Origin of the sequence: Aquimarina aggregata, from assembly GCF_001632745.1 — a bacterium.
Lineage (GTDB): Bacteria > Bacteroidota > Bacteroidia > Flavobacteriales > Flavobacteriaceae > Aquimarina > Aquimarina aggregata.
Map to the genome: position 1 here is coordinate 14,154 of NZ_LQRT01000013.1, position 16,056 is coordinate 30,209.

The window sequence follows — 16,056 nt, forward strand, 5'->3', positions numbered from 1 at the left end:
TCACCATAATGGCATATTCTGTTAGATTACCACGAGGTTATTTCTTCTGTTGTTATTTTTAAATCAATAACTCTTTCAATTTTTTTAACCCCTCTTAATCTATTATTGTATTGTTTAGGAAAAGAAACTAGTTGTTTAAAACCATAAATATCATCATCCCCTTTTCCTCCGTCACGATTACTAGCTAAATATCCTGTTTTATGTTCTTCATTAATTATAAAAGTAAAATCGTCCTTTTCGCTATTAATTGGTTTTCCTAGATTATAAACTTCGATATTTCCGTCCTTGTTTGGTAGTGTCATGAAAATATCTAAACCTCCAAAACCACTATGGCCATTGCTCGCAAAAAACAAGTTCCCCTTATCACTTACATAAGGAAAAGTTTCTCTTTCTTTTGTATTTATTCTTTCTCCTAAATTAACTGGTGTTCCAAAATTACCGTCTTCATATATATCAACCTTATACAAATCAGATTTACCAAAACTACCCGGCATATCACTAGCAAAAAAAAGATGTTTTCCATCAGGGGACAATGCTGGATGAGCAATAGAATAATCATCACTATTGAAAGGTAATTCTTCTACATCTCTCCATTTTCCTTCATAATAACTAGCTCGATAAATTTTTAATAAAACAACACCTTCATCATTTGTCCCATATTTCTTCTTCGAGTAGTTATTCCTGGTGAAATAAACTGTTTTTTTATCTTGAGTAAAAACCGCCGAAGATTCATGAAATTTAGAATTAATTTTTCCCTTTAATTTTCTAACTCTTTGCTGATTATTAATTTCTGTAGTCTTATATAAGTCCAAAAAAGGTTGATTATTTAACGCATCAAAAGTTTTAGAGATACTATTAACATCTCTTGAAGATGCAAAAATTAACTCTCCATTATAAAAACTAGGAGCATAATCCGAACCTTTTGAATTTATTTTCAAAATATTTAGCACAAAATTCTTTGACTTTTTTTCTTTTACTGTTAGAGAATTCAATAAACATACATAAGATTCGTTTCTACCTTTTGTTTCATAATTATTTAAAAAACTCTCAGATAGCGCTTTACCTTCTTCATATACTTTTATAATTGCAGGCTCTATATTAACATCACCTGTATATACTTTGTTATCGTCAACAAGAGCATAGCTTATATAAGTATCAACTATTTCCCTATACTGTACTTCTTGTGAAAATACAGCTCCCCAAAAAAACAAAAAAAACAGCCTATTGAAGTTTTTCCCCAAAAACATACATTAGTTTTTTGTTATTTCTATTTCGATCTCATCTTTAAGTTTCCTTAAAAAAAATCATAATACCTGTAAGTTGACTAATTAAAATAACTAGTCATTAACAGTATTTAATAATTCTAAAAAAAATAAAGTTTAAGAAATGCTATCCCCATAGCATTGATCGTATTCTTTTGTTGTTTCCTCTTGCAATGTACTGATGCTTAATCAAATCAAGTGTTAAAAATTCGTAAAATTCTTTTTTATTTTTTTTAGAATCACATTAAAACCCTCTTTAACCCCTTTAATTATTCGGAAAATGTGCTCAAAAAAAATATCGATTATTCATAATTCTCAACCAAATATTAATTAATTCAAAAAATGATATTCAAAAAATACGTAACATTAAAGGTATTCATAAGTATTTAAAACAAGAAGACCGTTATTTTACATAAACAGCAACAATCATTAGTAACAATTTTCGTTATTTTGCAAACAAATTAAGAACACTTGAAATACAAATTCATCTATATAACTCTTATTCTTTTGTTTTCTGCAGTCACTATGGCTCAAGAAGCAAAACAAATAAAGGTACAATCTGACCGAACTATTAAAGACCAAGACAGATTTCCTGGAGCCACAATTTTAGCAAAAGTGGATAAGCAGGTATACATGCAACACGAAGGTGTTGAAATTTGGTGTGATCAGGCAGTTCATTACGGTGAGGATAAATTTGTAAAAGCACTTGGTAATGTGATTATAAAGCAAGGAGATACCTTGACCATGACCAGCAAATATGCAGAGTATAATGGAAACACTCAATTTGCCTATGCCAGAGATGATGTATTTATGGAAACCCCATCGAATACATTGCGTACAGATACTTTATTTTTTGATAGATTAAAACAACAAGCCTACTATCGTAGTGGAGGTACAGTTAAAGATTCTGCAAATACAACACTTACTAGTAAGATTGGTCGTCATTTCATGGATAGAAATCAATTTTCATTTAACACTAATGTAAAAATTGTAAATCCTGAAAACACTATTGATTCTGATCGATTAGATTATTTCCCAGATGCCAACCATGTCTATATATACGGACCATCAACTGTAAAAGGAAAAGAAAGTACTTTATACTGCGAAAGAGGTTTTTATGATACCGAAGTAAAAACAGGGTATGCAATTAAAAATGCAAGAATCGATTATGATAATCGCACTGTTTTTGGAGATAGTATATTTTACAATAGTGCTGTGCAATTTGCATCGGCAACTAATAATATAAAAGTACTAGATACAGCAAATAATTCAATTATTACTGGACATTATGCCGAAGTATTCAAAGACAAGGATTCTGTATTTATTACCAAAAGAGCCCTAGCCGCAACATTACAAGAAAAAGATTCTATTTTTATACATAGTGATACATTAATGGTTACTGGTAAACCCGAAAACAGAATCATGAATGGCTTTTATGATGTAAGAATCTATAAAATCAATATGAGTGGTAAAAGTGATTCTATCAATGTTGATCAAACTACAGGTTACACAAAAATGATAGGTAGACCAATTTTATGGGCGCAAAGAAATCAAATGACAGGAGATACCATAAAAATCATTTCTAATAACGAGACCGAAAAACTTGATTCTTTGGTAGTCTATCAAAATGCTTTTCTTGCTCAAGAAGACACCTTAAAAGCAGGATATAATCAAGTTAAAGGACAGACACTATATGGTTTATTTAAAGACAATGAGATTTATCAAGTAGATATAGATAAAAATACCGAAACTGTTTTCTATCAAAGGGAGAGTGAAGGTGATTTAAAATTAATAGGTATCAACAAAGTATTATCCAGTTCTATACGATTGTTACTTAATAATCGAGAAATAGAAGATGTATACTATTATCAAAATGTTGATGGTACTTTATATAGAGAAATTGATCTTCCTGAAAATGCTCGTGAACTTTCTGGGTTTTTGTGGCGTGGAGAGGAACGTATTACTAGTAAAGCTGATCTTTTTAGAGGAGAAAGCCCTCCTGTTCTGACAAAAATAAAAGGTATTCCGTTGCCAAAAGATGAAGCTGATTTCTTTGATGAAGAAACAGTAAAACGTATAGAAGAAAACAAATCTGAAGGATCACGTCTACTAGAACAAGAACTTAAGGATGCCGAATTAAAAGAGACCAATGAAGAGTTAGATTCTATTCCTTCTAAAAAAGAAATCAAAGAAGATCTCAAGGAAGAAAATAAAAAAAGTAAAAAGAAAACTTCCTCAATTGATCTAGATTTACAACGAACAGCTAGACAAAGAGATAGTATCACTGTGACTACCCTAAAGCAGGCAAGTAAACTTAAGGATAGTACAAAAAGTTTATCTAACAATTAGAAGCTAGTAGTATATATCTAATTGTTATAATTCTAATTATTTTTTTCAATAAAATTTCACATACCCTAAATACTCTTGAAGGAAGATTTTTTTAAATACCAAGCACAAACAAGTCCACATCCTTTAGCAATGGAAATTTCACATGCTGTAGGATCTTATATTTATGATACTAATGGTAAAAAATATCTTGATTTTGTAGCTGGTGTATCGGCCTGCAGCCTAGGACATAGACATCCAAGAGTAATAAAAGCCATACAAGAACAATTAGATAAGTACTTGCATGTTATGGTTTATGGTGAATATATCCAGCAACCAGCAGTAACATTAACAAAACTTTTAGCACATCACCTCCCCCCTTCTCTAGAAAAAACTTATTTAACCAATTCAGGAACCGAAGCTATCGAAGGATCTCTTAAACTGGCAAGAAGAGTAACAGGTCGCAGTCAAATTATTGCAGCCAATCTAGCCTATCACGGTAACACTATGGGATCAATGAGTGTAATGGGGTATGAAGAACGCAAAAGAGCTTTTAGACCATTACTTCCTGATGTAAGCTTTATTAATTTTAATTTTGAAGGTGATCTATCTCAGATAACAGAAAACACGACGGCTGTCTTGTTAGAAACAATACAAGGCGGAGCCGGTTTTATAGTTCCAAAAAATAATTATTTGCAAAAAGTTAGGAAACGCTGTGATGAAGTAGGTGCTTTATTAATTTTAGACGAAATCCAACCAGGATTTGGTAGAACAGGTACTCTTTTTGGTTTTCAAAACTATAACATAGTGCCTGATATACTTGTCCTCGGAAAAGGAATGGGCGGGGGTCTTCCGATTGGAGCGTTTACAGCTTCCTCTGAAATGATGGATCAATTGCAAGACAACCCCAAATTAGGTCATATTACAACATTTGGAGGAAATCCTGTCATTGCATCTGCTGCTTTGGCAACATTACAGGAACTTACAGAAAGTGACGTAATGGCAGAGGTATTAGAAAAAGAAAAACTATTTAGATCAATACTTGTACATCCACTAATTACAGAGATTAGAGGTATTGGTTTAATGTTAGCTTGTATAACTCCTTCAGAGGAGATCACAAATCGAATAATAATGCTTTGTCAAGAGAAAGGATTAATCCTGTTTTGGCTCTTGTTCGAGTCAAAAGCAGTACGAATCACACCTCCGTTGACCATTTCTGTTGAAGAGATCAAAGAAGGTTGCGCCATTCTCTTAAGTGTTTTAGATCAAATTAATGAGCTTAATAAATGATCTGTTAACTTGAAAAGTTGACTAAAATTTACTATATTTAGTTGAATAACACTTCTTTTCACAAAAATTCTTAAGACATATTGGCCTATAAAAAATAAACACATGATCATTTTTTATGAATGGTATGTATTTTGTTAATTAGTTTGTTAAAAACAAATGATGACTAAAGTTCAAACGTACAAATTCATTTGTAATTTTAATACTGAGGAAATCAATAATGCGAAAATAAATTACGTTTAATAAAGTTATCAAATATCCTCAATCGTTTGGGAAAGCAAAACAGATATTTATACTACTTTTACTATTTATTGAGCATCTCTAATCAACGTGTATGAAATTTAACCACGAAGAAGAAGAAAATAATTTCTCTATTACTCGATACGAGTCTATGCTGAGATCTAATGATGTTAAGTTTTTTGATTCTGACGAATTTGAATCTATTATTCATCACTATCTAGAAAATGGGAAAATTGCTAAAGCCAAAAAGGCAATATCTTTGGGTCTTTCACAACATCCATCTTCTGTAAACTTGAAATTACTACAAGTTGAAGTAATGGTATTTGAAGATCGCTTGGACAAAGCAGATAATCTCTTGGCTCAATTACATGCAATTGAACCAGAAAATGAAGAAATTTATATTCAAAAAGCTAATATTCTTTCAAAGAAAAATGAACATTTTAGAGCCATAGAACTTCTTAATATTGCATTAAAGTATACTAATGATGAAGCAGATGTCTTTTCTTTAATAGGTATGGAGTATTTGTTTATGGATGATTTTGAAAACGCTAAGGTTAGTTTCATGAAATGCCTTGAAGCCGATGATCATGATTATTCAGCTTTATATAATATTATTTATTGTTTTGACTTTCTAGAACAGCATGAAGATGCTATTGAATACCTTAACATGTATCTTGATAAAAACCCATATTGTGAAGTTGCTTGGCATCAAGTAGGGAAACAATATTATGATTTGAAAGATTACAAAAAAGCATTAGCAGCATTTGATTTTGCTATCATCAGCGATGAGTATTTTATAGGTGCATATTTAGAAAAAGGGAAAGTTTTAGAAAAACTAAAACGCTATAATGAGGCTATCGAAAATTATCGAATAACTCTTGAATTAGATGACCCGACCTCTTTTGCATTACTACGAATTGGAAAGTGTTTTGAAAGATTGGGGAATGACGATTTGGCCATTCAACATTATTCCAAAACCGTACATGAAGATCCTTTATTAGACAAAGGATGGATTGCCATAACCGATTTCTATTTACGCAAACGCAATTACCAAAAGGCACTGTATTATACAAATAAAGCCATTAGTATAGATGCAGAAAACGTTTTGTACTGGAAAAGATATGCCAAAATAAATAACAAACTTGATTTTTTTGAAGAAGCAGAAAGAGGATATCGCAAAGCGCTAGAACTTGGTAATTATGAACTAGAAACTTGGTTAAGTCGATCAGATATTCTTAGATTTCTTGGAGAATCAGACGCAGCTTTACAAAACTTGTTTCAAGCTATAGAATTTTATCCTGATAATGCTGAAGTTCAATTTAGGCTGGCTGGGATCTATTATGAAAATCAAGATTATGACAAGGGAGAGCACCATATAAGAAAAGCACTTGAATTAGATTATGAATATCATATAGTTTTAGAAGAACTTTTTGATAAAGTATTTAATTTAAGTTTAGTGAAAAATATTATTTCAGAATATAAATAATAACAAAAAAGACATTTTTTTCTATAATAAGGCTTCGCAAAAATCCATACATTTGTTTTGATCAATACTTAAAACTAAAAAAATGCGGAGAAGTCTTAAGGACTACCTAATTATTTCAATTAAAGGATTAGCAATGGGAGCAGCAGATGTTGTTCCTGGTGTTTCTGGAGGGACAATCGCTTTTGTCTCAGGAATCTATGAAGAGTTAATCGAAACTATAAATAAGTTAGACTTCTCATTCTTTTCTACTTGGAAAAAAGAAGGTTTTTTAAATGCTTGGAAAGCATACAATCTTTCTTTTTTATCCACACTATTTTTAGGGATTGCTATTAGCATTTTATCTCTTGCTAAGCTAATTAAATGGCTACTTCATAATGAACCTCTATTACTTTGGGCTTTTTTCTTTGGATTAGTTTTAGCTAGTATTGTTTACATAGGAAAACAAATTACTAGTTTTAAACCCAAAGTATGGTTAAGCATTTTAATAACCGGCATATTATCTTATTTCATAACACTTGCAGAACCCTTGGCATCACCAGATAGTAACTGGTATCTACTTTTTTGTGGATTTATAGCTATTATAGCAATGATATTACCAGGCGTTTCTGGTGCGTTTATTTTATTGATATTAGGAGCTTATCAGACGTTTATTAATATTTTAAATCAACTAAGAGACGGTTTAGTTAATTTTGATATTGATATTTTAACACAAGCTATTATTAAGCTAATTATCATAGCTTTAGGCGCTATCACAGGTTTAAAATTGTTCTCCAGAATTTTAAACTGGATGTTTAAGAACCATAAAAATGTTACTCTGGCAATTCTAACAGGTTTCATGATTGGATCATTAAATAAACTATGGCCATGGAAAGAAGTGTTATCTTGGAGAACAAATTCTGAAGGAATTAAAGTTCCACTTATAGAAAAAAGTATTTTACCAAATAACTTTGAGGGAGATCCAAAAATCTTATTGGTTTTGCTCCTTGTTTGTGTTGGTTTTCTTTTAATTTTAATATTAGAACGTTTGGCAAACAAAAAAGCTAATTAATATATAATGCAACAAAGTACTCGAACTTTTAGTGATAGACTTTTTCTAGTCATAAAAGGGTTAGCAATGGGTGCAGCTAATAAAGTACCTGGTGTTTCAGGAGGAGTCGTAGCTTTTGTCGCAGGGTTTTATGAAGAATTTATTTACTCACTTCAAAAAATAAATTTTAAAGCGTTTAAACTTTTTATCAATTTTAGATTCAAGAGTTTCTGGCGATATGTAAACGGTAGATTTCTTGGGTTATTGATATTAGGAATGCTTATCAGCTATTTTAGCGTTTCAAAAATTCTTGATTACCTTATTATACATTATGAACTTTATGTATGGGCCGCCTTTTTTGGAATGATTATCGGCTCAATTTATTATATAGTTAAAGATTTTGATGATTGGAGTAAAAAAAACATATGTATTATCATCATTAGTATAATTGTTGGAGTAAGCATTAGTCTGCTTGACCCTGCAAAAGAAAATGACAACCTATTTTTTGTTTTTGTATGCGGTATAATTGGCGTTTCGGGAATGACACTACCAGGATTGTCAGGATCTTTTATTCTAATTTTACTTGGCAATTATGTCTTATTATTGGTAGACTCTGTAAACGCATTGTATGATACTATTGCCGATATCATTCAATGGGATTTTTCTTTTGTAGACAATACACAACGAATAAGATTATTGCAAGTATTAGTAATATTTAGTCTTGGTTCGCTAACAGGTTTAGTAACCTTATCTCATTTTTTAGGCTATGTACTTAAACATTTTAAAAATGCGACTTTTGCATCCATAATTGGTTTTATTTCAGGTTCTCTTGGTGTAGTTTGGCCATGGAAAGATAAAGTGTATAAAACAGATACAATGGGGAATGTTCAAATCGATGCGCTAGGCGATCCTATACTAGATAATTACGATCGATATTTTCCTGATTTTGCAATTGCAGAAACCTACTTCGGGATTTTTTCTATTGGTATTGGTATTGGTATTGTTTTATGGTTAGAATGGTATGGGCAAAAGACTTCTAAAATTTCAAAATGAAAAAAATTTACGGATTATTAGGTAGAGATATTGGGTATTCATTTTCTAAAGGTTTTTTTACTGAAAAATTTACAAAAGAAAACCTTGATTGTGAATACAATAATTTTGACCTGAAACAAATAGAAAGTTTTAAAGAAGTTATTAATGATCCTTCAATACAGGGATTAAATGTTACAATCCCATATAAAGAAGAAGTAGTATCCTATTTGGATAATTTAGATACTGTTGCCAAAGAAATTGGAGCCGTCAACGTTATTAAATTTGAAAAAGATAAAAAACTAACTGGATTTAATAGTGATTATTATGGCTTTACAGAAGCACTAAAACCATTACTAAACAAATCCATTAAAAAAGCTTTAATATTAGGTACAGGTGGCGCCTCAAAAGCGATTGCTTACGCACTAGATAAGCTAGGTATAACACATACTTTTGTCTCTAGAAATCCTGATTTTAATGAGTTAAGTTATATCGATCTGGATGAAGATATCATGAATGAATATAGACTAGTTATTAACTGTACTCCTTTAGGCACTCATCCAAACATTGAAGATTTCCCAAATATCCCATATGAATACATTACTGAAAATCATGTTTTCTTTGATTTAATTTACAATCCCGCTGAGACCACTTTTATGAAAAAAGGAAAAGAAAAAGGAGCAAAAGTATCAAACGGACTTCAAATGTTAATTCTTCAAGCTCAAAAATCATGGGAGATCTGGAACTCCTAATTTTCAGACGCCCTCCCAGTAAGATAACAATCTGCTATAAACACAAGAAGTTCCTAAAACGCTTCAATAACTTTGAGGTTTTCTAATATGTTAGTATCTTAGTCATTGATTAATGCTTAGACCAATAAAAACGTTCACACAATGTCAACACGTGATAACCTGCCTAAGGCAGATGGAGAGAAGGATAATAAGGCCGAGATTTTGAAAGAAAATTCTGAAGTTAACACTACTGAATCTGCTCCGGCGACCCCCTTAGATACTGGAGATACTATTAGCAAAGAATCTTCGGAAGAACAGCTAAGTATAGAAAAATCCGAAGTAGAAAATACTCTTGAGAACACTCCTGAAGAGCCAAAAGAATCAGAAGTTTCTGATCTTGATTCTACATCAACAACTGCTAACCCTCAAATAACCGATGCTATAACTCAGGATACTCAAACGGATGTTATAAAAAGTAAAGATGACGACGTTACAGAAGTTTCTGACGTTAAGAATGATGAAGTTCAAGATCAAATGGATGAGGCGGTTGCAGAACATAGTGAGGACGAAACCACCCAAGAAAGACATGATATCGAGAAGAAAGATTATCATGCTATGACAAAAGAGCAATTAATCAAGGAATTGAGCATCTTGGTTAAAAATGAAAAAATTCAGGCAATCAAAGAACATGTCGAAGAGATTAAAACTGAATTTAATGAAAAATTTAATGAAGAAGTAGAACAGAAAAAAGAAGAGTTTTTAGCTGAAGGTGGTAATGTTATTGATTTTTATTACTCTACTCCTATAAAAAAAGAATTCAATTCTGTATATTTTGATTATAAAGAAAAGCGTAATGCTTATTATCAAAATCTTAAAAAAGATCTTCAAGAAAACCTTAAGAGAAGACTAGAATTAATAGATGAATTAAAAGGTCTATTAAATGTTGACGAAAATATCAACACCACATATAATCATTTCAAAAGCATACAAGAAAGATGGCGTAATGCTGGTCCTATTCCAAGAGACAAATACAATACTGTTTGGAATACATATCATCATCATACAGAAAATTTTTATGATTTTTTACATTTAAATCGAGAGTTTAGAGATCTTGACTTTAAACATAACTTAGAACAAAAACTCAAGATTATAGAACGTGCTACAGAACTTGCACAAGAAACCGATGTAAACAGAGCATTTAGAGAATTACAATTGCTTCACAAAATGTGGAAAGAAGATCTAGGTCCTGTTGGAAAAGAATATCGTGAACCTATTTGGGAAAAGTTTAGTGCCCTTACTAAACAAATTCATGAAAACAGACAAAAGTTTTTCAAAGAACAGGATAAAGTTTATGAAGTTAATCTAGAAACAAAACGAGCTATTATAGCACAAATAGTAGAAGTCGCTAAAACAAGCCCCAATAATCATAGTGGTTGGCAACAAAAGATTAAAGAAATTGAAGCTTTACGAGAAGAGTTCTTTAAAGCAGGTAAAGTCCCGTCTTATGTAAATGAACAAACTTGGAGTGAATTTAAATCTGCAGTTAGAGATTTTAATCGAAATAAAAATGCTTTCTACAAAGGATTAAAGAAAGAACAATTTCTTAATCTAAATAAGAAAATGGAACTTATCCAAATAGCCGAGGATAATAAGGATAGTGATGATTTTTCGGTTACTACTCCATTAATGAAAAAAATTCAGGCAGATTGGAAAAAAATTGGACATGTTCCGCGTAAGGATAGTGATAGGATCTGGAAAAGGTTTAAAGATGCTTGCAACTCATATTTTGATCGTATACATGCAGAAAGAAATGAAGCCAATAAAGAAGAACTTGTCTCACTAGAAAAGAAACAATCACATATAGAAGCACTTAAAGATCTTAAACTTTCTGGTGATCCTGCAGCTGATCTTAAGACGATAAAAGACAATATATCTGTATGGAAAACTCTTGGAAGAGTTCCTTATAAAAAGAAAAATATTGAGTCAGAATATAACAAAGCTTTAGATGGGCTTTTTCAACAACTCAATTTAAGTCGTCAAGAAACTGAGATGATTAAGTATGAAAATAAACTAAGTTCATTATCAAATCAAAGCGATGACAGTGCTTTAAGAAATGAACAAAATTTTATTCGTAAGAAAATCGATGAAGTTAATGGTGAAATAAGACAATTAGAAAACAATCTTCAGTTTTTTAAGAACGCTAAAGATGACAATCCTCTGGTACTAGAAGTTCATAAAAATATCGAAAAGCATAGGGATAGTCTAGAAGTATGGAAAGCGAAATTGAAAAAAATTAAGCAACTGTAATTCATATGCAATGTACCCTTTGTGGTTCAGAAACTATATTGTTTTCTAAACTACGAAAACGAATTTTCTTGAGATGCCCAACTTGTCGTGCAATAGTACTTCATAAAGATCACTATCTGACTCCTGAGCAAGAAAAGGAAAGATATGAATTACATCACAATGACATTAATGATCTTGGTTATAAAAAATTTGTATCCCCAATAATACAAGCTGTAGAAAATGATTATAACCCTAATCATTTTGGTTTAGATTTTGGATCAGGAAGTGGTCCAATAGTAACTTCATTATTAAGCAAAAAAGGATATCAAATAACGATGTATGATCCTTTTTTTACACCCAATACTAATGCCCTATCCGCAAAATATGATTATATCATTTGTTGTGAAGTGATGGAACATTTTTACGATCCCGCCAAAGAATTTAATCTTCTTTACTCTTTACTAAACCAGAACGGTTCCTTATACTGCAAAACGAACTTATTTAAATCATCAATTGATTTTACATCATGGTGGTACAAAAACGACTCTACCCATGTCTTTTTTTACACCAGTGAGACTTTAAACTGGATTCAGAAAACATATGGTTTTATCAGTGTTACTATCTCTGATAAAATTATAGTTTTCCAGAAATAGTTTCTCATAAAATTTCAATACACTAAAAATCAAACCTTTACTCACTCTCTAGATTAAGTTCTTATACTAGTCAAAATAAATATTTATCTACTGTTTATCAACACGCAAACGTTTTCGTTTGTCAAAAGTAAAAAATAGTCTTTCAACTTCATGTAAATTACTAAATCACTAACTATAATATTAAAAAATTAAGATATCCCTAATGATGTCTTAAATTAACTAACACAAACGTAATTTTAATCTTTTCAGTGATTTCTTGCGCAAATTATCTGGAGACAAATAAGGCTTATACAAATGAAAAAACTACTACTCACTATTTTTGTGATGACATATCTTTTACCGATATCCTTAAATAGTCAAATTGATTTTAGAGAAGAAACCATCTATTTCTTAATGACAACAAGGTTTTTTGATGGTGATCCAAATAATAATGCTCCAACAGAATGGTCATCCTACAATCCAGACCCAACTATTAACCCAGACATTACAGATCCAAATGACGTAACATGGAGAGGTGATTTTAAAGGTTTAATTCAAAAACTAGATTACATCAAAGATTTAGGGTTTACTGCAATATGGATTACCCCTATAGTTCATAATAGAAGTCCATTAGATTATCACGGTTATCATGCTTGGGATTTCACTAGAGTAGATCCAAGATTAGAATCACCAGGAGCGACCTTTCAAGATTTAATTAATGAAATTCATAGCAGAGATATGAAAATAGTTCTTGATGTAGTCACGAATCATGCTGGTCGATTTGGAATTAAAGATGTAGCTGAAATAAAATACAATACCAACCCTGATGCTATTTGGCATGCTCCAGATAATCCAAATTGGGAATACGACGGATTAACCCCTAATCCTGAAGATGGTTTGCTATGGAGTAGAGCTAATTTGGCTAAAATGCCACCTCCATACAATCAAAACTTAGCTGCCTTTAACTTTCCTAGCAAAGAAAATTATGTAGATACCTCTGATCCAGATTGGTATCATCATTCAGGAAATGGTTTCGCTCAAGGTTTCGATGATGTTGAAAACTTACAGAATAGAGCATTAGCTGGTGATACTCCAGATCTTAATACAAGTAGTCCGGTAGTTCGCGAGTACTTAGTTAATGCTTATGCAAGATTTATTAATATGGGAGTAGATGCTTTTAGGTGGGATACTGTTAAGCATATGAGTAGAGAAGATATTATATACTTTTATGATGCCTTTAAAGCCATAAATCCAGATTTATTTATTTTTGGAGAAGTCGCTCAAAAACGTCATGAATTGCACCCTGTTGAGGAAACAAACCCGCATTATTATACATGGAGAGGTGATGTTAACAACTCTCAACCCTTGGACTTAGCTGTAATAGACTTTTTTGGAGAAGCTACTTTCCACGGATCTTTTGAAGAAGGGCAATCATTTCCTACAGTAAAGGCTGCTGCAAGATACGATCATTTATATAGTGACCCATCTACTTTAGTCACTTGGTTAGATAATCATGATTTTGGACCTAATAATGATTGGAATAGAAGATACGGTGGATCGGATGAAAATCTTGCCGCTTGTATGAATTTCATGTTCACTTGGCGTGGAATTCCGACAGTGTACTATGGAACAGAAATGAGATTTAAAGCAGGTGAGTTTAATGACATTCATGATGCCTCAGGAATTCAACAATCCATTAACAAAACCGGAAGAGCATATTATGGAGATGTAATGGATCAAGCTCCAAATCATAAAATCTATCAACATATCAAAAAGTTAAATGCTATTCGCAAAGCAGTACCTGCTTTACAAAAAGGCGCGTGGAGTTGGAAAGATGCTCCGGGAAATGCAGTTGCATACAGAAGAGTACATGATAATAGTGAAGTTGCTGTTGGACTTGCTAAAGATGGTAATGCTTCTTTTTCTATTTCAGGAATGTCTAATGGTTTATATCGTGATGCTGTTACGGGTCGTGAAATAGCTGCTCAAAATGGTGTTTTAAATTTCACAGTTACCTCCGGTTCTGCAGGTATTTATGTATTAAATGGTCCTGGATTAATAGGAGGCTGCGGAGGTGGTTTTTTTGAAAATTGTATCAATGGCCCAATTGACCCTGTAGTCATTATTAATCCCGTTTCTTCAAATTCTGAAACTCCCATTCAAGTTACAATGCAAGGCGTCGGAGGAGCCGGAGCTCCCTATCAAATTTACTACACTACAGATGGAACAACACCAAATACATCAAGTACAAAATATTCCAGTTCGTTTAGTATTGACACTTCAACTACTATAAAAGCTATCGTTTATGACAAAAATGGTACTGCATCTCAGGTTAATATCAAAAACTTTACTATTGGTCCAATAGAAGGTTTACATGTATATTTTAAGAAACCAAATACTTGGTCTCAAGTAAATGTGCATTATTGGAATACTTCTCCAAATACACTACCATCTAGCAATTGGCCAGGTCCTCAAATGAGTAGGATTGATAACTCAGATTGGTATGAATATATTTTTATTGGAGTGGAAAGCACCAATTTATTATTTAATGATAATGGTGGTGCCAAAACTGATGACCTCTCAAGAAACAGAGATGGTTGGTATGCAGATGGTATATGGTATGACACTGATCCAAGAACTACCGCAAATACACCTCCTACAATATCAGCTACACCTAGCAGTGGCTCTTTCAATCTAGGGGAAACAGTTAGGGTTGCATTAATCGCCACAGATAACGATTCACAAAATATAGAAATATATTATACAACGAATGGAGATGAACCTAATACCACTTCAACAAGATACACAACACCTATAACGCTTACTACCGATACTACTATTAGGGCAATAGCATATGATTCTGAAGGTCTTTCTTCTGACATCCTTAGTAACACATATACATTTACATCATCAGAAAATACAATGACCGTACATTATAAAGGTACGTTAGACAACCCAAGTGTTTACTACTGGAACACTACTCCCCTTGCCATTTCAACTTCTTGGCCCGGACAATCAATGACAGCCGTTGGAAATGGATGGTATACATACACTCTTAGTGGTGTAACTTGTTCTAATATTATATTTAGCGCAAATGGAACAAACCAAACTACTGATTTAAATAGATGTGGAGACGGATGGTATTACAATGGTATTTGGTATGACAGTAATCCTGAAGAAAATCAAAATCAAAATTTAACAGTTTACTTCAAATCAGACACCTACACATCTCCATCTATTTATTTTTGGAACGCTACTCCATCAGGAACTTCTACATCATGGCCAGGTCAATTAATGACTGCCGATATCGATGGCTGGTACCGATATACATTACAAAACACTAATTGTTCCAACTTTATTTTCAGTAACAACGGAGCATCCAAGACCGAAGATCTTAATAGATGTACGGAAGGTTGGTATTATAATGGTTCTTGGTTTGATAGTAGACCGATTACCAATAAATCAGATAATTTCGAAAATCTTGATCTTACAACTAAGGCTATCATTTATCCAAATCCAATAACTCAGAAATCTACTTTAGAATGGTCTACTAAAAAAGAAAAAAGTAATGTTCGTATTGCGATCACGAATGTATATGGCGCTTCTGAAATAATACTAAATAAAGTAATGGATCAAGGTCGACATACCTATGAACTTAATAGAGAAAATATCTTAAAAACATCTGGTGTTTATTTTTGCAAAATAACAATCGATGGTAAAACCCAAACAAAAAAAATAGCAGTGTATTAAC

At 32.1% G+C, this 16,056-nt stretch carries 10 protein-coding genes; 9 read left to right on the plus strand and 1 reads right to left on the minus strand.

The genetic code is table 11. The features are described from left to right. Nucleotides 1-26: 26 nt before the first annotated feature. Complete coding sequence (locus tag AWE51_RS11410; protein WP_198403823.1) at nucleotides 27-1,241, minus strand: TolB-like translocation protein; 1,215 nt, start codon at nucleotides 1,239-1,241, stop codon at nucleotides 27-29. 492 nt (nucleotides 1,242-1,733) lie between these two features. On the opposite strand from AWE51_RS11410, the gene AWE51_RS11415 reads away from it, so the two are divergent. The 9 genes from AWE51_RS11415 (at nucleotide 1,734) to AWE51_RS11455 (ending at nucleotide 16,055) form a co-directional block, all read left to right on the plus strand. Beyond that, nucleotides 1,734-3,611, plus strand: a complete 1,878-nt coding sequence (locus tag AWE51_RS11415) for an OstA-like protein (protein WP_082832410.1) — start codon at nucleotides 1,734-1,736, stop codon at nucleotides 3,609-3,611. Nucleotides 3,612-3,686: 75 nt separating this feature from the next. Further along, nucleotides 3,687-4,877 carry an aspartate aminotransferase family protein gene (locus AWE51_RS11420; RefSeq protein WP_066313656.1) on the plus strand — a complete coding sequence of 397 codons (1,191 nt, stop codon included), beginning with the start codon at nucleotides 3,687-3,689 and terminating at the stop codon, nucleotides 4,875-4,877. A 331-nt stretch (nucleotides 4,878-5,208) separates the two neighbouring features. Then, nucleotides 5,209-6,600, plus strand: a complete 1,392-nt coding sequence (locus AWE51_RS11425; protein WP_066313658.1) for a tetratricopeptide repeat protein — start codon at nucleotides 5,209-5,211, stop codon at nucleotides 6,598-6,600. Nucleotides 6,601-6,682: 82 nt separating this feature from the next. After that, entirely contained in the window at nucleotides 6,683-7,648 is a 966-nt protein-coding gene (locus AWE51_RS11430; RefSeq protein ID WP_066313660.1) for a DUF368 domain-containing protein, read from the plus strand. 6 nt (nucleotides 7,649-7,654) lie between these two features. After that, nucleotides 7,655-8,680 (plus strand): DUF368 domain-containing protein, encoded by a 1,026-nt coding sequence (locus AWE51_RS11435; RefSeq protein WP_066313661.1) that lies wholly within the window; start codon nucleotides 7,655-7,657, stop codon nucleotides 8,678-8,680. Beyond that, the gene (locus AWE51_RS11440; protein ID WP_066313663.1) at nucleotides 8,677-9,408 is read left to right on the plus strand and encodes a shikimate dehydrogenase family protein; all 732 of its coding nucleotides are present in this window, start codon (nucleotides 8,677-8,679) and stop codon (nucleotides 9,406-9,408) included. The genes AWE51_RS11435 and AWE51_RS11440 overlap by 4 nt, the downstream gene beginning before the upstream one ends. 141 nt (nucleotides 9,409-9,549) lie before the next feature. Further along, entirely contained in the window at nucleotides 9,550-11,694 is a 2,145-nt protein-coding gene (locus AWE51_RS11445) for a DUF349 domain-containing protein (protein ID WP_082832411.1), read from the plus strand. Between the two features lie 68 nt (nucleotides 11,695-11,762). Then, a complete protein-coding gene (locus tag AWE51_RS11450; protein ID WP_232517378.1) occupies nucleotides 11,763-12,326 on the plus strand; it encodes a class I SAM-dependent methyltransferase in 564 nt (187 codons plus the stop codon). 294 nt (nucleotides 12,327-12,620) lie between these two features. Further along, nucleotides 12,621-16,055 carry a starch-binding protein gene (locus AWE51_RS11455; RefSeq protein WP_082832412.1) on the plus strand — a complete coding sequence of 1,145 codons (3,435 nt, stop codon included), beginning with the start codon at nucleotides 12,621-12,623 and terminating at the stop codon, nucleotides 16,053-16,055. Nucleotide 16,056 lies beyond the last annotated feature (1 nt).

Coding starts and splice junctions, on each gene's coding strand:
- AWE51_RS11455 (WP_082832412.1), top strand. CDS start 12,621: ATGAAAAAACTACTACTCACTATTTTTGTGATGACATATCTTTTACCG.
- AWE51_RS11430 (WP_066313660.1), top strand. CDS start 6,683: ATGCGGAGAAGTCTTAAGGACTACCTAATTATTTCAATTAAAGGATTA.
- AWE51_RS11440 (WP_066313663.1), top strand. CDS start 8,677: ATGAAAAAAATTTACGGATTATTAGGTAGAGATATTGGGTATTCATTT.
- AWE51_RS11435 (WP_066313661.1), top strand. CDS start 7,655: ATGCAACAAAGTACTCGAACTTTTAGTGATAGACTTTTTCTAGTCATA.
- AWE51_RS11425 (WP_066313658.1), top strand. CDS start 5,209: ATGAAATTTAACCACGAAGAAGAAGAAAATAATTTCTCTATTACTCGA.
- AWE51_RS11445 (WP_082832411.1), top strand. CDS start 9,550: ATGTCAACACGTGATAACCTGCCTAAGGCAGATGGAGAGAAGGATAAT.